The sequence below is a fragment of the Rickettsia japonica YH genome (assembly GCF_000283595.1).
GTDB lineage: Bacteria > Pseudomonadota > Alphaproteobacteria > Rickettsiales > Rickettsiaceae > Rickettsia > Rickettsia rickettsii.
In genome coordinates this window covers 527,972-546,681 of record NC_016050.1, presented here as the reverse complement: position 1 = coordinate 546,681, position 18,710 = coordinate 527,972, and the positions used below count along the sequence as shown (strand labels likewise).

The following is an 18,710-nucleotide window of genomic DNA, read 5'->3' as shown; positions in this document are numbered from 1 at the left end:
AAATTAACTTTTTGCTATATCACAAGCATGTAAATCACGCTTAAAGTACAAACTACTATTCTTATTTAAGATTACCCGATAAATCTGAACATTTTCAAGTACTCTTTGAACGTAATCTCTTGTTTCTCGATAAGGTATAAGTTCTATCCAGTCAATAACTTTTCTTGTATCTTTTATATCCCTTGGATCACCAAACCTATCTATCCATTTTACTACATTATGACTTCCGGCATTGTAAGAAGCAATGGATAGAATATAAGAACCTTTATGATCATCTAATAATTTTTTGAAGTGATACGAACCAAGTTTAATATTATATACCGGATTTCTAGTTAAGTCTGCTACATTACATTTAACATTTATGGATCTTGCGGTATCACAAGCAGTACCTTTAATAAGTTGCATGAGACCCATAGCATTTGCATAACTTACTGCTTTATGATCAAAAACCGATTCTTGTCTAATTATTCCATAAGTTAAATGAGGTGGGATAGGCAAACCTACTAGATTATAAGGCGTTGGAAAAGCACAATCCGGAATAAAAGCATTATTTTGGGCGGCAATTTTTGCCACCTCAACTATATGATTAGTATTATTATTTGCTTTAATAATATTCGCAATTATTTGAATTTCTGCAGAATTTTTAGTGTTTTTCATTGCTGCTTTGGAATATATCAGGGCTAAGTAGTTTTTATTATATTTAACCAATAACCTTATTGCTTTAATAATCTCTTTATTTTCTATAATTTTCCTTTCTTCAGAAGTTATTACAGGAATAGGAGGTAAAACTAACTTTGTCCTATTTAATTCAATATTTGCTACCTGCCCATAAAAGGTAAAAGAATATTTAGCTGCCTGCTCGTAAAATTTTCTAGCCGTTTGCTTATCGCCTTTTGCTGCATAAGTACGACCGAGCCAATAAAACCCACGTGCCAAACTAATCGGAGTCTTAACCACTTTAATAAACTTATTAAAATGTACTAATGCTTGATCAGGCTTTTTTAAAAAACTTAAAGAAAGCCAGCCCGCAAGCCACTCCTGCTCCCTTATAGTTTCAGGACAAGTAGCAAAAGGAAGCGTTGCCATTCTATAGCTATTAGCAAAATCTTTGTAATCGATGAATGCACGAGCATAATAGGACTGAATCCGACACCATTTAGCAAAATGTTTACGGTTATTTTTAGCTTTCTTAAACAAAGTAATAATTTCCTTTGTTGGCTTTTGCATTTTTTTAAAATCTAAATAATGATATAATAAACCGGAAGTATAGTATTTTTCAGGAACACTTTTAAAAAGCTTTTCAGCATTTGGCGATTTACCTATAATCGCAATTTGGACTTTAAAAGAATTACGGTAACCTTGCTCTACATATTTCAGGGATTGCTCAGCAGATCTAATATCATTTTTCCATAAATGTTCTTCTATTCGCTCTAAATGATCACTCGCAGTTAAATATTTATGCCACTTATTGTAATATGCATTTTCTTCTTCAGGAGTAAAATTGGCGTATACCCAAGCCTCTTTAATAATAGGTAGTAATATCTTCTGATCTTTGATTAAACTACTTGCAGCTGCCGCATAAAATTTATAACCTTTGCCGGTAAGAGGAGGATGTTTACTAAACCAATCAACAATTACTTTTTTATTTGTATTATTATTTAGATATTCTTCTGCTCTTTCTTCAAGCAGCTTATTTTGAGGCCAATCCGGGTTATTGCATAAAAACCTTATTACATGTTCAAAACTATTATCTGCATATTTATTATCTAAATATTTCTGAGAAAGTACAATTTTTGTTAAAGTTTTATTATTTACTTCTAGAGCTAAATCTTCGGCTTGTGACCAATTTTTTTGATCTATATAGGTAAAAACTTGCTTAACATTATCTACAGAATCAGAATTAGCATGTACTTTCAAAGCTAATAACAATAATATAGAAGTTAATAATTTTATTGTGATTTTCATAAGTTTTATGATTTGTTGCGTGGATACCTAATAGTCATTACGAGCTACTAAAAGCGTTGTTGCATGGCTTGTTTATGTCATTCCCGCGTAGGCGGGAATGACATAGAGACCCACTAAACACCCGTAGAACCAAAGCCACCGCTACCACGCATCGTTTCTATAAGACTATTACTTTCTTCCCATAATATACGTTCGTACTTTGCGATTATCATCTGTGCAATTCGCATGCCTTTTTCTATAATAAAATCTTCTTTACCGAGATTAATAAGAATGACCTTTATTTCACCTCGATAATCTGCATCAACAGTACCGGGTGAATTAGCAACCGTGATACCGTGTTTAACGGCAAGACCCGAACGGGGTCTTATTTGGGCTTCAAACGAATCCGGTAGTGCTATAGCGATGCCTGTTGGAATTAGCTGTATTGCGCCTGCTTTTATTGTTATAGGTTGCTCGTTTGCGGCTATTAAATCCATCCCTGCACTATGCTCTGTAGCATATTCCGGCAGACTGCCGGAAAAATTTTCTAGTTTTTTAATTTTAACTTGTGTTATTGTCATATTATTTCATATCAAATTTATCGTTAATAATTTTATTTTCTACCGCATCAATTAAAGAATTAGCAAGATTATCGGTTAATATCTTACTTCCTATGCCAAGTTTCTTTTTAAGCCAAGGTTGCTTAGCACACAGATATTGAAACTTAACATTATCACCAAATTTTTCTTTCATTACGCTATACATATCACCTATGCCGTCAATTAAGCCGTAATCAAGCGCTGTTTGCCCTGCCCAAAATTCACCGTTAAATAAAATTTCGTCTTGCTGAGTTAACTTCCCTGCTCTTCTTGTTTTTACATATTCTATAAAATGTTCATAAACCTGCTTTTGCAAATCTTTGATAATTTTAAGATCATCTTTATTAATAGGTTTAAACGGATCCAATACTGATTTATTCTTGCCTTCCGTATAAACTCTTCTCTCTATCCCAAGTTTATTAATTGCTTCATGAAAACCGAATCCGCTTGATACTACTCCGATACTACCGATAACCGAACTCGGCAAAGCATATATCCGGTCACCGCTGCAAGCCAGCCAATATCCGCCTGAAGCCGCCATATCTTCAATAAAACTATAAATTTTTATTTTATTTTCTTTAGCAAGGTCACGAATACGTTTTGCAATAAGTTCAGATTGTACCGGAGAACCGCCGGGAGAATTAATAATTAAACATAATGCTTTTAATTTCTTTATTTTAAAAGCTTTTTCTATTAGTTCATTTAATGATTCTAACGTAAGTCCCGATTGCATAGTACTTACTTTACCGATAACACCGCTAAGGCGTAAAACGGCAATCACCTCTTTAGAATTACTAAAAACCGAAGCAAATAATTGATCTAATTTACTTATCTGCCGTTTGGTTATTATCTGATCAAATTCAGCATTCGCCATAGTTGATTTATTTACTTCATTCATTAATTTTACTCATTTTTAATTTAATATACTCGTTTAATTTGAAAAATTGGCTATGTTGTCTTATAAGATCTGCGGTACTCACCTATTAAGCATACGCTCCGCTCCTCGCCTTATAGACTCCTTGCTCTTTTCCAAATTACACTTAGTCTATTTACTTGGAGTTACTATAGAGCATCCTTTTTTATTGGCGGCAAAGGCTTAGCCGGTTTATTCAGAGATTGCTCGTTATAACTATTTTTAGGTTCAGGATAATTTCCGGAAATGGCAGATAAAATAGTATCTCTAACTTTTTCGTCATACCAATTTGTATTACCGATAAAGCTAGTTACTATTTTGCCGTTTGGGTCTATTAATATACTAGTCGGTAAACTAACAACCCCTAAGGCTTTAAATAATTCATTTCTATAATCATGATAAATCGGCAAATATCTTATTTGATAGCTTTTAAAATATTCTTTCACAACCTTTATGCCTTGATAATCTTCTGAAATCGGAATTACTGAAAAAGGTAATTTCCTAAAATCTTTTTGCAACATATCAAGGTCAGGCATTTCTTTGACACAAGGAGCACTCCAAGTAGCCCAAAACACTAACAATATAGTCTTTCCTTCAAACTGATCAAGAGAATATTGATTTTTTTCTTCATCAAAAAAAATTATATTATCAGGAACACTTGAACCTCTTAAAAATGCTAATTTATCCTTAGGCTGCTCATAGAGCTTGGCATGAATTTTAGGAATAAAAATTATTATAGATAATAAAAATACTATAATATATATAAGATATTTATTATACTTTCTTAAGGTCATATAATAATTTATAGTAATGAAGACATTTTATTTATTCGTATTAGCACTTACATTATGTAGTTGTGGTATAAAAAAGCCTTTAGAAGCACCGCAGAAAGAGGCAAAACGTCATTGCGAGCAGTCGTAGACTGCGTGGCAATCTCATCAAATATCCTGAGATTGCTTCGTCAAATTACTTCGTAATTTTCCTCGCAATGACGTACTGTATCAATACCTCTTAAGTGTCGTACCTTGCAAAACTAAGTCAAAACAATAAGATGGCATATTTTCTTGCGGTTCGATCAATATCGGATTTACTTCACCGCACTCATTATCACACATATTTTGATCAGATAAGTCTAAGCGTGTTTCGAGAGTAGTAAGACTAGGATGCTCTATTCTTATATTTGCACTTCTCAAATAACGAGAAGATTTATAAGGTAACATGCTAATAAAGTAATATTCTCCTTTATTATTAGTAGTAGCAATACCGGAACCGGTAAAACTTGAATCGCTTTTACTTGTAAACCTTCTTTTATCAACTCTAGTTTTTAAAGGTTCGTAAGGATATTTACCACCGCTTCCTGCTTGCCATAAATAAACTTTAGCATCCGTAACCGGTACACAATTTTGATCTAATACTTTTCCTTTAATTAATATCCTTTCACCGTAAAATTTTGATAATCTTCCTGTTTTACGTAATAAATTATTAGTAGTTTCAAAAACTTTTGGTTCATAATCATTAAATATATTTCTAGTAATTTTACAACGATTAAGCTTATTAGGATAAGTTTTAGAGGCAGCAAATATGTTTAATGTCCATAAACATAAAAAACAAAATATAAATTTTTTCACTTTTCACCACTATATTTATAAAATTCTGCATCTAAATTTAAATCAATTATTTTTATTAATCAAATTATTTTTATTCTCATTTGATTATTAAGTAATTGATTGTTATAGTAAACTTTGTTATACTAAAATATTATATATATGCAAAAATTTTTATCTTTAATAATTGTAATTCTAATACTTTACAATATAGTAAAGTTAAAAATATCTCCCGACAACAATAATCTTACAACTGTAGAGCAAACGGCTTCAAATAATTCATCTATCGATGAAAACCAAATTAGTATAAATAATGAACCTCCTATTTTATTAAACGGCAACTTATTTGAACGTACGGTTTCAAAAATAGTAATCAATGCTCTTAAAACCGAAGAAGGGAAAGCATTTTTTGAAAATATTTTACAACCGTTAAATGGACCTATCAATCCTAATGATTACACTATTGAAGTACGTAAGGATTTAGTAAAAACACTGTTCAAAATTAATACGCTCGGTAGCGGTAATATCGGTCCCGCTTCTTGCGGACATGTAGTTACCGTATTTTATCAAATATCAGATATGAACAATACTTTAATATCTGAAGATACTAAGACTTTTACTTTAGGCTCTGCTCCTGTAATGCTTGGCTTAGATAATGTAATAATCGGTATGATGGTAGGAGAAGCACGAGAAGCTATTATTCCGGCAAAATATGCCGTTAATAATAGTAATAATATTATCTTCGATGATGCTTATAATTATAAAGTTAATGTAATTTTAAAATCCATATTACCGCAAAATTTTGTTAAAAGTAATAAAGTGAAAATTTATGACGATGAGATAGCGTATCGTGTGCCTTTATTATGTGGTGAAAAAGTAAGCTTTAATGCGAAAATTACTCGCTTATCAAACGGTAAAATACTATATGATTCAAAAGCAAAAGGACAACAAATAGATATGAAAATCGGCGATATTACATATCCTTTAATTTTTTCTTACGCCTTGCAAGGTAAAGTAAAGGTTGGAACACGCAGTGTTATTGCTGAAGGCAAAACATTTAAAACTTTAGGTTCTAACATAAATAAAATTATTTCTCATGAATCGTTACCGATAAATGAATATCTTTTGCTTGAACTAAGAGACTTTAAACAAAATTAAATAAATATGAAACAAAATAAAATTCAAAGACAAAAAAATTATATTTTATTATCTATCCTTGTCATAATGATAATAATTGTATATCTTATAGCATTAATAAAAATTGCAGGATAAATTTTGTAATTATTAAAAATTTAAAACTCAAATTAAACGAGTATATAAGCATCTTACTTTAAACTTTAATTATAATATGGAAATTATTAAAAAAAACAAAAATATTATTATATTAGTAGGTTTAATATTTTTAGCAGTAATTATTTATATCTATACAAGTAAGAATTCCTATAATAAAACAAACGATAATATATTAGAAGTAAAGATAGCTATACAAGATCATAAATTTGTTCCGAATATAGTTGAAGTACCAAAATCGACTAAGATAAGGTTAATTGTTCATAATGAAGATGATACGGTAGAAGAGTTTGAAAGTCATGATTTACATCGTGAAAAAATAGTTATGCCAAATGAGTCAATACATATTATACTTGCACCTCTCAAGTCCGGAAAATATGATTTTTTGGAGATTTTCATCCAGATACAGCTCAGGGTCTTATAATTGTTAATGATTAGATAAAAAATATGTTTAAAATTGCTTTAGTAGTGTTTCGTGAATGTTTAGAAATATCCTTATTACTTGGTATAATACTCGTCGTAACAAAACAAATAGAAAAATCTCGTCTTTATATTATTGCTGGAGTCATGCTTGGAGTAGTATTTGCTTCAATTTTTGCATTTTTTACACGTAAATTATCTTTATCTTTTGGCGGAATAGGCGACGAGTTATTCGATTCCGGAATTATGATACTAATAACAATTCTGATTAGCTGGACAATAATATGGATGCAAGGTTACGGTATAAAAGTAAAGCAACATATAAACGACTTATCAGTAAAAATTCATGAAGGTAATGCCAGTTATTTCATGTTGTTTTTTTTAGTTGCCACTACTATATTACGAGAAGGTGCAGAAATTATTATTTTAGTATATAGCATATCTTCAGTTGAAACAATATCAAGCAGTATTTACTTGCAAGGAGTGATAATAGGTGCTACAAGTGGCTTCTTACTTGGTTTAGTAATATATTTCGGTTTCATTAAGATTGCTAATCAAAAATATATTTTTAAAATCTCTACCGTATTATTAATGCTAATAGCAGGCGGATTTGCAGCAAGTGCTGCAGGTATTTTAACCTCTTCCGGTCTAGTTATGTTTTTATCCGATCAACTTTGGGATAGTTCATGGTTAGTAGCAGATAGAAGTATGATAGGTAAAATCTTACATATTGTTACCGGTTATATTGCAAGACCTAACGGGCTACAAGTACTGGCTTATTTTACTACTATATTACTGATAAATATTGTCATACAAATAAAATTAAGATATTCCCAAAATAACTTAATATCAGTACAAAAAAATGAATCAAATTAATTTTATCAAAGAGAACAATTAAATTAAATATGTTAAAACTTTTATCAGAAATTGGTCCGGTAATAGCATTTTTTGCAGGCTTTTTTTATGGAGGCGGTATACAACACGCTACTCTTTATATGCTTATTACCTCTGTTATTTGTATTACCCTTTGTTATGTTATAGATAAGAAAGTATCCAAGCTTTCTATTATTTCTACGACTGTTTTATTAGTTTCAGGAAGCATTACTTTAATTAGCGGCGATTCAATGTATATAAAAATCAAACCTACTATATTATATGTTATTTTTGGAATAATATTTCTCATGAGCGGTATAAGAAAAAATCCTTTTATCAAATATGCTTTAGAGAGTATAGTACGTCTTAAAGAAGAAAGTTGGATAACCTTAAGCTATAGAACAGCGGCTTTTTTCTTTTTTATGGCTGTAATTAATGAAGTAGTTTGGCGTAATTACTCAGATGAAACATGGGTAAAATTCAAAGTATTCGGTGTAATCCCTATTACTTTTATATTTATTTTACTGCAATTACCTCTTTTATTAAAGAATAAATTACCGGATAGTAAGATATGATATATAATACCTTACTATTTTTACTTTATGTCATTACCGCGTAGGCGTTGTTGCATGGACCGGTAAAATCCACTGTATCACCCCGTGGCTTGACGACGGGGTCCATACAAACAATTTAAAATACTAATAATATTAGTATTTTAAGCTGGATCCCACAATCAAGTCGCGGGATGACACAGAAAAGCACTGGATCCCTGCTTTCACAGAGATAACACCGATGGCTTTTTAAAAATTGTCCGGTACTATAATAAACAAACAGTTAATTCTTGAACAAATACAATCTTTTTAAAAATCGTATGGTACTATTGTTATGATATTACGAGTTCTAATTTTTATAGCTCTTTCTTTTAGTCTATCTGCTTGTTTACCTGCTATTTTTACCGTAGCAACCACTACCGGCATTGTTGCTTCAAAAGATCAACCAATGTCTGAAACATTAAATGATGCAAGGATTTCTGCCAACATTAAAGCTGATTTAGTAAAAAATAATTTTAGAGATTTAGGTGCTAAAATAAAGGTTGAAGTATCACAAGGAAGAGTATTATTAACAGGAAATATTCAAAAAGAATCTGATGCGTTAAAAGCCGTAGAAATTGCTTGGAATCAAAAAAGCGTAAAAGAAGTTATTAATGAGTTGAAAGTAAATAAAAACAGTAATAATTTTGACTTAGCCCAATATACTAAAGATAGTATGATAACCACGCAAATTAAAGCTAAAAATTTAGTCAGCAAAGACATTAAATTTGCTAATTATACTATTCTAACTATAGATAATATTGTTTATTTATTTGGAGTTGCAAGATCAGAAGAAGAGCTAGAAAAGCTTGCTTCTATTGCATCAAAAATAAAAGGTGTTGAAAAAGTTGTGTGTTACGCTAAAATAATGAATAACTTTAACACAAATAATGATAATAGTGAAGAATCATAAATTCAAATTAGACCTCTTGCAGAATGAAGCTAATAAAGAGAAATTTGAAGGCAACATGGCATGTAGCACCGCAGCGTACACTTTAATACGTGAGGATGCGAGTACCGGATTGACGTATACCGCAGATGTTTCAAAAGTTGGAAATCAAATAAGTGGTGAGCCTGCACAGCTTATAAAAATACGTGAACACAGGAGAATCCCGAAATGTGACGTACCAAATCTTGAAATATCAAAGGTATACAAATTACCTTTAGGAGCACGTTATGCAAAGGGTTTATTACTTTTGTTAATTTTTTGTTTCGGTCTAAGCGGTTGTAATACCTCAAAAAGATTACCTTATTCCCACAAATATTCTTACAAAGAATTATCAAAAGATGATCCTCATAATCTCACTTATAAAGGACATTATAAAGTCGGTAAAAATTATAAAATAAAAGGAAAGACTTACAAACCTCATAACCCTAAATCTTTTACCGAAACAGGTTATGCCTCATGGTACGGTGGACATAAAGACGGTTTTCACGGCAAAAAAACAGCTAACGGCGATAGATTTAATAGAAATTTATTAACTGCTGCACATAAAACTCTGCCGCTCCCTTGCTTAGTTAAAGTTACCAACAAAGCCAATAATAAAGCAGTAATTTTAATGGTTAATGATAGAGGTCCTTTTAAGAAAAATCGTATAATAGATGTTTCTCAAAAAGCGGCTGAAATTTTAGCATTTAAAAATCAAGGTATAACTAAAGTAAAAATAGAATATTTACCTAATGAAACTGAGAAATTTCTAAAAAATATTAATCTAAAAAAACCACAAAGTAAAACTTTAGCTAAAAACTCTAAAAAATCTTCATCTAATAAAGTTACAAAAAACAATAAATGTAGCATTAATTGTCATATAAAACTTGTAAATTTAAAGTATAAATTGGCAGTAACTCCTTAAAAGATGTGTGAATATTAAATCGTCAGTAGTCGTAGGCGTTGTTGCATGGCTCGATTTTTAACGTCAGTGCGAGTAGCAACTTAAGTTTCGACGAAGCAATCTCAGGAGTTTTTGCATTACCTCATGAGATTGCCACGACCACTTTGTGGTCTCGCAATGACGATACATATCAACTACGCATATTCTTTTTCTTTATTATTTTTGATTTAGCTTTTGTAGTAGATTTATTATTAGAGGCAAGCTTGATTGAAGGTTTAGGGACTATAGGCTTAATATTAAAATGCTGATCTAGTAGCCCCATCATCTTTTGATCACGAGATGCGGCACTTTTACCGCCTGTAACAACGGCAATCAATGATTTACCGTTCCTAGAAGCAGTAGTTACTAAATTATAACCTGCCGGTGTATGAAAACCTGTTTTCATCCCTTCTGCACCTTGATAATTTTTAGTAACCCTATTATGTCCGTTTACTACGTTTCCACGAAATACAAAGCTGGTTTTAGCAAATAACGGATAAAATTTAGGATAATCTCTCTTCAAAGCCATAGCAAGTTTAGCCATATCTCTTGCGGTAGTTTGCTGCAATGGGTCATGCCAACCTGAAGCATTTTTAAAATAGGTATTCTTCATACCGAGCTGTTTAGCTTTAACATTCATTAAATGAGCAAAAGCTTTCTCTGAACCTTTCATGCCCTCAGCAACCGTTACAGCAACATCATTAGCAGATTTTATAATTAATCCATTAATTGCCTCTCGAACGGTTATAGTTTCCCCTGCTTTTAAACCCAGCTTACAAGGCGGCATTTTTGAAGCTTTTGCTGATACAAGTAATTTTTTATCTAAAGGTAACTTACCGGCTTCAATTGCTTCAAACATTAAGTATAGAGTCATTAGCTTAGTTAAAGAAGCGGGGTAAATCCGAATTTGTGAATTATGGGCCTGCAACACTTTACCGCTTTTTGCATCAATTACTAAACTAGTTTGAACAGGAGGTTTAGGGGTATTTTTTACGGCTTTTTTTGCTTCGCTTATAGGTGCAAAGAAAAATGTTACGACAAAAACATAAGGTAATAAAAATTTCCTAAACATTTTAAATAAATAAAATATTATTCAAATTAAACCAAGTGTGATTTTTCGTCATTGCGAGGAAAATTACGAAGTAATTTGACGAAGCAATCCAGTAAAAAATGCATAGCATTTTTTTATTATTTTCCTAGATTGTCACGCTTCCTACGGTCGTTCGCAATGACGATGAAAATAATACTTACTACACATTAACCTTTTTATTAAGATACATTAATATAAACAAAGCAGGCAAGGCTAAAATTATAGTAAAGAGGAAAAAAACGTCCCAGCCCATCATATTTACGAGTTTTCCAGCATAAATAGTGACAGTATTGTTACATAAACTACTAGTACTACTAAGTAAAGCATATTGTGTTGCGGAATATTTTTTATTACATAAATTACCTATATATCCGACTAAAGCAGTAGCACCCATAGCGGCAGCAAAATTCTCTATAGTAATAGCAATTAATAAAGCTTCAAAAGAAGGAGGCTGATGATTAAGCCAAATAAATGCAAAATGCGTTAAGCTTTGGGCAATACCGGTAATAATCAAACCTTTAAAATTCCCTACCCTATACATTACAATACCACCGACAAAACCGCCGACTAAGGTTGCAATCAATCCATAAAGTTTAGCTATTATTGCTATTTCGCCTTTTGTATAACCAAGCTCTATATAAAAAGGTGAGGCAACCGCTCCAAGCATAGCATCACCTAATTTAAAAAATATTACCGCAAGTAAAATAGTTGCAGCAAATTCTCTTTTGAAAAAATCCTTGAAAGGATTAATTACTGTAGAAATCCATGAAGTAATAGAAATAATATTAATTTTTTCTCTTACTAATTCTTTTTCGTTTACGGTTATTATAAATATCGTTGCAACGACAAATATTATAGCTATAACAAAGAAAGTTAGTTGCCAATTATTTCCAGTTATTTCTGCAAGGTACAAAGCACCTGCCCCTGTAATAAGCATACCGATTCGATAACCGAATACGGCGGTTGCACTAGCTATGCTTTGTGTTTCTTGATCAAACTTATCTATACGCAACGCATCAACGGCAATATCAAACGTGCTAGATAAAAAGCCTAATAATATAGTCAAAAAATAGAAAGAAGTTAAAGAAACTTCAGGATTTTCCTTGCTCATAGCAATTAGTACTAAAGCCATTAAAGAGCTACATAATATAAGCCAGCTTTTGCGATGTCCCCACCTACTTAAAAAAGGTATTTTAAAATTGTCGACTAGAGGCGACCAAAATACTTTTAACGAATATGATAACCTTGCAACCGCAAAAGTAGTAATAATGGCGATATCTATACCGGATTCTTTTAACCATACCGCAAGAGTAGAAAAAATTATAACCAGCGGCATACCGCTCACTATTCCTAAAATAAATATTTCAAATAATCGATAGTCTTTAAAAATCTTGGTAATGCGCATTGTGATATTTCATTAAACCGTCATTGCGAGGAGGGGCATAGTCCCGACGTGACAATCTTGTTAAGTATCTTGAGATTGCTTTGTCAATTACTTACATAATTTCCTCGCAATGACGAAAATATTAGTGTTGCAATAATAATTAATAAATATAAGCTATTTACTTTATAAATCAACCATTTTCTCTTAACTCCTTATTATACAACCTATAATATTCATCTTTATTCTTAAGTAATTGTGTATGAGTTCCTTGTTCACAAATCTCACCGTTTTTCATGACGATAATATTATCAAGATCGGTAATACTGCTTAAACGATGCGTAATAATTAAAGTGGTTTTTCCTTGGCGTAATTTCTTTAACGATTCTAGAATTTTCTTTTCGGAAGCTTGGTCTAAGCTGCTTGTTGCTTCATCCCAAATTAAAATAGGAGCATCTTTTAAGAAAGCTCTAGCAATAGATAAACGCTGACGCTGACCGCCTGAAAGAGTCGTCCCCCGCCCCCCTATCTGCGTGTCGTAACCATTCGGCAGATGCATAATAAACTCATGAGCATCGGCATATTTTGCTGCTCTAATTATTTCTTCTCTTGTAGCGTTTTCCTGACCGTATGCTATATTTTCTGCAACGCTTGTATCAAATAAATGAGTATCTTGAGTAACTAAGGAAATCTGACCTCTAAGTGAAGTAAGCTTAATATCTTTAATATCATGATTATTAATTAAAATTCTTCCTTCATTTGGATCATAAAAACGCACTAATAAATTACTAAGCGAAGTCTTAGCACTACCTGAACGCCCGACAAACGCAATAATTTTATGAGGCTCTAACCTTAAATCTATATATTTTATAGCTATTTTACTCTCAAACCTTAAAGCTAGTTTTTCAAAAGTAATTTGTGGATTATATAAATCTACGTCTTTAGCATCTTCATGATCTTTAATAAGAGGCTCGGTATCCAAAATACTAAATACCCTCTTAGCTGCTGCTATTCCTTCTTGCAAATTAATATTTAACGATACCAAACTTTTAAACGGTCTATAAGCCGCTGCAAAAGAAGCCAAGAAAGCAAAAAGAGCCCCTGGCGTACTTTTCCCCTCCAGGACTAGATTACCTCCATACCATACCATCCCTCCAACTGCAAGACCGCTTAAACCCTCCATAATCGGTGAAACCATCGCATCTAGCTTAGATGTTTTTTTGTAGAACTCTAAAATATTATTAATAATCAACGATGCTCTATTACTTTCTATTTGTTCGCCTACAAAAGATTTAATAATCTTAATTGACTGAAATGTTTCATCAAGCCGAGAGGTATAATGCCCAAGCTCTTCTTGTGACTGTGCAAATATTCTTCTTATCTTTCTACCCATCCTTTGCACCGGATAAACAGCTAAAGGAAAAACAAGAAAAATTACGCAAGATAATAGCGGTTCTAAATGAAACATTGTTGCTATTAAACATACTACAGTTAGGAAATGTTTAGCACATCCGACAAGTAAGTTAGAAACAGCTCCACGCATCAAAGAAATATCATTAGTAAAACGAGATATTAAACGTCCTGAAGATTGGTTTTGAATAAAAGAAATATCGGCAAATAACAAATGCTCATACATTTTTATCTGTAAATCGTTTAGTACCCTCTGCCCAACAAATTTTATTAGATAATTCTGATAATACTCTGAAATTCCTTTTATAACAAAAGTTACAGTAAGCACTATAGGCATTATTATAAGCATTTTCTTATCATGCGTTAAAAAAACCTTATCAATAATAGGTCTAGCTGCATGTACGATCACTGCCGTACAAAGTGCTGCAACAACCATACAAAATATCGAAAAATATATTTTATTTGCGTAAGGTTTAACATGATCTTTTATCAACCTTTTTATAACATCTACGGCTGTGTAGTTATCATTTAAATTATTGTTATTCATTCTCGTTAAAAATATTAAATTGATGATGTGATTGATTCGGTACAGGCATTTTCAAATGCTCAAAAGCGGCAATCGTGATTACCCTACCTCTAGGAGTTCTTTGTAGTAAACCTATCTGTATAAGATAAGGCTCTATGGTTTCTTCAAGTGCATCACGTTGTTCAGATAAGGCAGCTGCAATCGTTTCAATTCCGACAGGACCGCCGTTATAATTATCCGCTATGAATTTTAGATAACGATAATCATTGCTATCAAGTCCTATGCGATCAACTGCCAAACGATTTAACCCAAAATCAGAGATTTCCTTATCTACTCTTGATTTACCGTCAACTACTGCAAAATCTCTTATACGACGAAGCAATCTTAATGCAATTCTTGGCGTTCCTCTACTTCTTGTAGCTATTTCTTCAGAACCCGAATCAGTCAAATCAATATCAAGTAGTTTACTTGCTCTATTTAGAACTTTCTTCAATTCCTCGGTATTATAAAAATTTAGCCGCATAGGGATACCGAACCTATCACGCAAAGGATTACTAAGCAGCCCGAGGCGTGTGGTAGCGCCGATTAAGGTAAATTTCGGCAAGGTTATTTTCACTGACCTTGCGGCAGATCCTTCACCTATAATTATATCAAGCTCAAAATCTTCCATAGCAGGATATAAAACCTCTTCAACCGCAGTATTTAAACGGTGGATTTCATCAATAAATAATACATCGTTCTTTTCAAGATTGGTAAGAATAGCAGCAAGATCAGCGACCTTAAGTATAGCAGGACCGGAGGTGGATTTAAAATTACCGCCGATTTCGTTAGAGATAATTTTAGCAAGCGTAGTTTTACCAAGCCCAGGCGGACCATAAAATAAAGTATGATCAAGATGCTCATTTCGAGATTTTGCAGCCTTAATAAATACCGAAAGATTTTCTTTAATCTGCTGTTGACCGACAAATTCTTGCAAATATGACGGCCTTATCGGCAATTCTTGATCATTTTTACTTTTTTCGGGTGATAATATATTAGTCATTATTTTAAATCGAATATAATGACTAATAATAGCCAAAAAATAGTTTTATGCTATAAATTATTTTAGACTTTTATATTAGCCCTCTTCATAGACACTAGTTACCCCTTCTCTAAGTTTATCTACGGTTTCAAAAAATTTTTCTGTATCAGTGACGCCTAAGTTTTGTAATTCTTCTTTAAGGTAATTTTGATTTAATCCTTTATATAACTTGAAATAATGGCCAAATATCTCATTTGATAATATTATATTAGGATTTTCATAATAATTTTTCAAAATTTCTGCTACATCTTTTAGAGTAAGGTTATTTTCATCAGTTATTTCTGTAATTTATGCGTCCAATTCTTGTCTATCTTGAGATTTCATTCCTATCTTATAACCTAAAATATTACATCCAATTAAGCTTTTATTCTCTTTTATAGCATCCGATAAGGCTTTCTTTGATTCCTCGCTTACTTCTGTACTTAATGAAAAATTCAATCCGGCAAGTTTAGTATTGTTAACAAATGAGGATCAGGCAGGAACATTATTATCAAAAAATATCCCACTTATATCTAAATCGCTTATTTTTGTTTCGTTTACTCTTAAGGTATCTAAAAGAACATGCTATCTTATTAACATTATTCAAAGCATTTATAAAACTAATGTCGGTAATTCGGTATAGCGGATCTTTAAAAAATTCAGCAAATAACTTTATTGATTTTAAACTCCACTCAAAACTATCAGTGCTTTTAAGTACTTTATAGTAGCGTCTCCTTGTAAAGCATTAAATAACCCATTTTTAAAAAATCTTCAGGAATTTTAGAGTATCCAGCAGCTGCAAATACCGATGATTGTGGTACAAAATTAACTTCGGTAATAATTAAAGTAGCAGGGTCTTTCTCTAGCTCTTTTAATATTTTCTTCAGCCTGTATTTTTCCTAAATATTCTATTAACTTGGACATATATTTTACCTATTAATTTTAGTAATTAAAATTAATATAAAATAACTGCTAATTTATCAACTAAAAATTAGAATTTCGATTTTTCAAGGCTGTTTTGATTAATTCATCAATAGAGATTTCGGGATTTTGGGTAATGATGCCTTGAACAGCGTTTTGAGCTTCAAATCTAGAAAATCCTAGATTTACTAGAGCTTTTATTACTTCATTACTTGCAACGGGTGTGATATTCTTAATATTTAAGCCCTCTTTAATAATAGCTGAACCGCTTGATATTTTCACTACTTTACCTTTCAGCTCTAGCACTATACGTTCAGCAAGTTTAGCCCCTACTCCGGATATTACTTTAAATATATTTTTATCTTCACTATTTACAGCAATTTGAATATCTGAAGGCGTAAGGTTTGATAAGATAGATAAAGCCATTCTTGTACCTATACCGTTTACTGATTGTAGCAAATTAAAAAAATTCTTCTCTTCTAGAGTCAAAAAACCGTAAAGATGAATATGTTCCTCTCTAACATGGGTTTCGATAAATAGTTTATAAAACTCCCCTTCAGCAAGTTTACCTAAAGTTTTACCTGAAGCATAGACTAAGTACCCTACCCCGTTTACGTCAATTATAACGTAATCATCGCCTTGGAAATCAACTTTACCGCTTAATTTACCGATCATATATTTACTTTTTCTTTTTACTATACATTAAAATTAGTATCGGTAAAGCGGTAATAATTGCTGCTAAGATGTAATGAATAACAAACGGTCTATCCATCATATGACACTGCCCATCATTAGGAATAGTTTGAGCCAAAACCATATAAGCAACTATTATCGTCACTACTATATATAGACCGGTAAAAAACAAATATTTTATAAAATTTTTCATGTTAATCCCTTTTTGAATCAGTGATATGATGTTATTCCTGCGAAAGCAGAAATCTTAGGGATAAAGCAAGATAAATCAAGCTTTTAAAAAGCTTTAAAGTGCTGGATTCCCGTTTTCGCGGGAATGGCATCAGAGGTTTTTTCTTCTCTTAAGTTAACCCTCATACACGAAAGCGGGAATGACACATTAAAAACTACACAAACTTATAATAAGTTTGATTCTTATCCCCTTTACTTATTAAAAGTTTACGCTCTAAACCATATAACAAATCTCTACTAGCCGTTGCCGTAGAAATATTTTTATGTACAGTAATATAATCTTTTCTAGAAAACCATTGATCTATTAAATTAACCTTAGCAAATTCCATTCTAGATAAAGGCGTATTTGCCTCATATGTAATATTATTACTATATAATCTTAATGCTGCAACTATTCTATCAAGCATAAACTCGATAAATAAGGTCGATTCACCAAGCCTATCACACTTACTTAAAACACTATAATATTCACTTTGATTATTCCTTATCAAACTTTCAACGGAAATATACTCAAAAATTTTATTAGCTTGAATTAGTAATAATTGTTGCCATAATCTACCGATTCGTCCGTTACCGTCTGAAAAAGGATGGATAAATTCAAACTCATAATGAAATATACAAGCTTTAACTATTCCAGAAATTTGCTTATCTTGTGCTATAAACTCAAATAAATCCTGCATTAATAAAGATACACGGCGTGCCGTAGGGGCAAAATGTATAATCTCTGTGCCTTTAAATATAGCGGCATTACCTTTACGCCACTTTCCGTTATCTTCTACTAATCCTTGCATTAATATCTCATGTGCTTTTAATAATGATTCAATTTTGAAGGGATTAAATATAGTCAGATTATTGTATAGTTTTATAGCATTTTTTACTTCTACAATATCTTTTTCAGGTGCGAGTACACGCTTGCCATTTATTATATCGGTTATCTGCTCTACGCTTAAACTATTTCCTTCAATTGCTAAAGAAGAATGTATGGTTTTAATTTGATTATTTTTTCTAAGTTTTATAGGTTGAGAGTAAAGCTTGCTACCGGCTAAAATACCAAGCTCATAAGAAATATCTTGTGATAACTCCAAGATTTTATTAGTTATTTGAAAAGACGGTTTGCTATTCATTATATGATAGTATCATATGATACTATCATTGTCTACGAAGAATATTTTTGCTATATCATTCCCATAGGGTATTAGCCTTATTGCATGACTCCAAAATCGTCATTACGAACAGCCGTAGACTGCGTAGCAATCTCATGAAATAATAACAAACTCCTGAGATTACCTCATCA

19 protein-coding genes and 1 pseudogene are annotated in these 18,710 nt (G+C 31.8%); 6 read left to right on the top strand and 14 right to left on the bottom strand.

Annotation, left to right across the window (positions count from 1 at the left end):
* Nucleotides 1-3: 3 nt before the first annotated feature.
* From RJP_RS02920 to RJP_RS02900, 5 genes are all read right to left on the bottom strand, one after another.
* Nucleotides 4-1,965, bottom strand: a complete 1,962-nt coding sequence (locus RJP_RS02920) for a lytic transglycosylase domain-containing protein (RefSeq protein WP_014120750.1) — start codon at nt 1,963-1,965, stop codon at nt 4-6.
* Between the two features lie 113 nt (nt 1,966-2,078).
* Nucleotides 2,079-2,525 carry a dUTP diphosphatase gene (gene dut, locus RJP_RS02915; RefSeq protein WP_014014242.1) on the bottom strand — a complete coding sequence of 149 codons (447 nt, stop codon included), beginning with the start codon at nt 2,523-2,525 and terminating at the stop codon, nt 2,079-2,081.
* Between the two features lies 1 nt (nt 2,526).
* The gene (locus RJP_RS02910; protein ID WP_014120749.1) at nt 2,527-3,441 is read right to left on the bottom strand and encodes a S49 family peptidase; all 915 of its coding nucleotides are present in this window, start codon (nt 3,439-3,441) and stop codon (nt 2,527-2,529) included.
* A gap of 164 nt (nt 3,442-3,605) precedes the next feature.
* The gene (locus RJP_RS02905) at nt 3,606-4,250 is read right to left on the bottom strand and encodes a TlpA disulfide reductase family protein (RefSeq protein WP_014120748.1); all 645 of its coding nucleotides are present in this window, start codon (nt 4,248-4,250) and stop codon (nt 3,606-3,608) included.
* Nucleotides 4,251-4,457: 207 nt separating this feature from the next.
* Nucleotides 4,458-5,084 carry a dioxygenase family protein gene (locus RJP_RS02900; RefSeq protein ID WP_014120747.1) on the bottom strand — a complete coding sequence of 209 codons (627 nt, stop codon included), beginning with the start codon at nt 5,082-5,084 and terminating at the stop codon, nt 4,458-4,460.
* A gap of 138 nt (nt 5,085-5,222) precedes the next feature.
* Here RJP_RS02900 and RJP_RS02895 point away from each other — a divergent pair, with 138 nt between their 5' ends.
* The 6 genes and pseudogenes from RJP_RS02895 to RJP_RS02870 all read left to right on the top strand — a co-directional run bounded on the left by RJP_RS02895 (nt 5,223) and on the right by RJP_RS02870 (nt 10,086).
* A complete protein-coding gene (locus RJP_RS02895; RefSeq protein WP_014120746.1) occupies nt 5,223-6,218 on the top strand; it encodes an FKBP-type peptidyl-prolyl cis-trans isomerase in 996 nt (331 codons plus the stop codon).
* 190 nt (nt 6,219-6,408) lie between these two features.
* Nucleotides 6,409-6,788 (top strand): annotated as a pseudogene (locus tag RJP_RS02890) (cupredoxin domain-containing protein).
* A gap of 9 nt (nt 6,789-6,797) precedes the next feature.
* The gene (locus RJP_RS02885; protein ID WP_014120744.1) at nt 6,798-7,646 is read left to right on the top strand and encodes an FTR1 family protein; all 849 of its coding nucleotides are present in this window, start codon (nt 6,798-6,800) and stop codon (nt 7,644-7,646) included.
* A gap of 29 nt (nt 7,647-7,675) precedes the next feature.
* Nucleotides 7,676-8,218 carry a septation protein A gene (locus RJP_RS02880; RefSeq protein ID WP_014014235.1) on the top strand — a complete coding sequence of 181 codons (543 nt, stop codon included), beginning with the start codon at nt 7,676-7,678 and terminating at the stop codon, nt 8,216-8,218.
* A gap of 310 nt (nt 8,219-8,528) precedes the next feature.
* Nucleotides 8,529-9,146 (top strand): BON domain-containing protein, encoded by a 618-nt coding sequence (locus RJP_RS02875; RefSeq protein WP_014120743.1) that lies wholly within the window; start codon nt 8,529-8,531, stop codon nt 9,144-9,146.
* Nucleotides 9,124-10,086, top strand: a complete 963-nt coding sequence (locus RJP_RS02870) for a septal ring lytic transglycosylase RlpA family protein (RefSeq protein ID WP_014120742.1) — start codon at nt 9,124-9,126, stop codon at nt 10,084-10,086. Before RJP_RS02875 ends, RJP_RS02870 begins: the two co-directional genes overlap by 23 nt.
* A 169-nt stretch (nt 10,087-10,255) precedes the next feature.
* Here the strand turns inward: RJP_RS02870 and RJP_RS02865 are convergent, their stop codons facing one another.
* The 9 genes from RJP_RS02865 to RJP_RS02830 all read right to left on the bottom strand — a co-directional run bounded on the left by RJP_RS02865 (nt 10,256) and on the right by RJP_RS02830 (nt 18,540).
* Nucleotides 10,256-11,176, bottom strand: a complete 921-nt coding sequence (locus RJP_RS02865) for a D-alanyl-D-alanine carboxypeptidase family protein (RefSeq protein ID WP_014120741.1) — start codon at nt 11,174-11,176, stop codon at nt 10,256-10,258.
* Nucleotides 11,177-11,354: 178 nt separating this feature from the next.
* Entirely contained in the window at nt 11,355-12,599 is a 1,245-nt protein-coding gene (locus RJP_RS02860; RefSeq protein ID WP_014120740.1) for an AmpG family muropeptide MFS transporter, read from the bottom strand.
* Between the two features lie 169 nt (nt 12,600-12,768).
* Complete coding sequence (locus tag RJP_RS02855; protein ID WP_014120739.1) at nt 12,769-14,532, bottom strand: ABC transporter ATP-binding protein; 1,764 nt, start codon at nt 14,530-14,532, stop codon at nt 12,769-12,771.
* Nucleotides 14,525-15,553: a Holliday junction branch migration DNA helicase RuvB gene (ruvB, locus tag RJP_RS02850; protein ID WP_024704525.1), complete on the bottom strand. Its 1,029-nt coding sequence runs from the start codon at nt 15,551-15,553 to the stop codon at nt 14,525-14,527. The genes RJP_RS02855 and ruvB overlap by 8 nt, the downstream gene beginning before the upstream one ends.
* A gap of 75 nt (nt 15,554-15,628) precedes the next feature.
* Nucleotides 15,629-15,880, bottom strand: a complete 252-nt coding sequence (locus RJP_RS02845; protein WP_332844264.1) for a hypothetical protein — start codon at nt 15,878-15,880, stop codon at nt 15,629-15,631.
* Nucleotides 15,881-16,030, bottom strand: coding sequence for a hypothetical protein (locus tag RJP_RS10385; protein ID WP_014014227.1), 150 nt, complete (start codon nt 16,028-16,030; stop codon nt 15,881-15,883).
* 525 nt (nt 16,031-16,555) lie between these two features.
* Nucleotides 16,556-17,167 (bottom strand): Holliday junction branch migration protein RuvA, encoded by a 612-nt coding sequence (ruvA, locus tag RJP_RS02840; RefSeq protein WP_014120736.1) that lies wholly within the window; start codon nt 17,165-17,167, stop codon nt 16,556-16,558.
* A 4-nt stretch (nt 17,168-17,171) separates the two neighbouring features.
* Nucleotides 17,172-17,378 carry a hypothetical protein gene (locus RJP_RS02835; RefSeq protein WP_014120735.1) on the bottom strand — a complete coding sequence of 69 codons (207 nt, stop codon included), beginning with the start codon at nt 17,376-17,378 and terminating at the stop codon, nt 17,172-17,174.
* A 193-nt stretch (nt 17,379-17,571) separates the two neighbouring features.
* Nucleotides 17,572-18,540 (bottom strand): Fic family protein, encoded by a 969-nt coding sequence (locus RJP_RS02830; RefSeq protein WP_024704524.1) that lies wholly within the window; start codon nt 18,538-18,540, stop codon nt 17,572-17,574.
* Between the last annotated feature and the right edge of the window lie 170 nt (nt 18,541-18,710).

What these genes read in the sequence shown, in the direction of transcription:
- dut (WP_014014242.1), bottom strand. Translation starts at nt 2,525, where the DNA reads ATGACAATAACACAAGTTAAAATTAAAAAACTAGAAAATTTTTCCGGC.
- RJP_RS02835 (WP_014120735.1), bottom strand. Translation starts at nt 17,378, where the DNA reads ATGAAAAATTTTATAAAATATTTGTTTTTTACCGGTCTATATATAGTA.
- RJP_RS02865 (WP_014120741.1), bottom strand. Translation starts at nt 11,176, where the DNA reads ATGTTTAGGAAATTTTTATTACCTTATGTTTTTGTCGTAACATTTTTC.
- RJP_RS02880 (WP_014014235.1), top strand. Translation starts at nt 7,676, where the DNA reads ATGTTAAAACTTTTATCAGAAATTGGTCCGGTAATAGCATTTTTTGCA.
- RJP_RS02860 (WP_014120740.1), bottom strand. Translation starts at nt 12,599, where the DNA reads ATGCGCATTACCAAGATTTTTAAAGACTATCGATTATTTGAAATATTT.
- RJP_RS02870 (WP_014120742.1), top strand. Translation starts at nt 9,124, where the DNA reads ATGATAATAGTGAAGAATCATAAATTCAAATTAGACCTCTTGCAGAAT.
- RJP_RS02885 (WP_014120744.1), top strand. Translation starts at nt 6,798, where the DNA reads ATGTTTAAAATTGCTTTAGTAGTGTTTCGTGAATGTTTAGAAATATCC.
- RJP_RS02905 (WP_014120748.1), bottom strand. Translation starts at nt 4,250, where the DNA reads ATGACCTTAAGAAAGTATAATAAATATCTTATATATATTATAGTATTT.
- RJP_RS02895 (WP_014120746.1), top strand. Translation starts at nt 5,223, where the DNA reads ATGCAAAAATTTTTATCTTTAATAATTGTAATTCTAATACTTTACAAT.
- RJP_RS02910 (WP_014120749.1), bottom strand. Translation starts at nt 3,441, where the DNA reads ATGAATGAAGTAAATAAATCAACTATGGCGAATGCTGAATTTGATCAG.
- ruvB (WP_024704525.1), bottom strand. Translation starts at nt 15,553, where the DNA reads ATGACTAATATATTATCACCCGAAAAAAGTAAAAATGATCAAGAATTG.
- RJP_RS02830 (WP_024704524.1), bottom strand. Translation starts at nt 18,540, where the DNA reads ATGAATAGCAAACCGTCTTTTCAAATAACTAATAAAATCTTGGAGTTA.
- ruvA (WP_014120736.1), bottom strand. Translation starts at nt 17,167, where the DNA reads ATGATCGGTAAATTAAGCGGTAAAGTTGATTTCCAAGGCGATGATTAC.
- RJP_RS02875 (WP_014120743.1), top strand. Translation starts at nt 8,529, where the DNA reads ATGATATTACGAGTTCTAATTTTTATAGCTCTTTCTTTTAGTCTATCT.
- RJP_RS02855 (WP_014120739.1), bottom strand. Translation starts at nt 14,532, where the DNA reads ATGAATAACAATAATTTAAATGATAACTACACAGCCGTAGATGTTATA.
- RJP_RS02920 (WP_014120750.1), bottom strand. Translation starts at nt 1,965, where the DNA reads ATGAAAATCACAATAAAATTATTAACTTCTATATTATTGTTATTAGCT.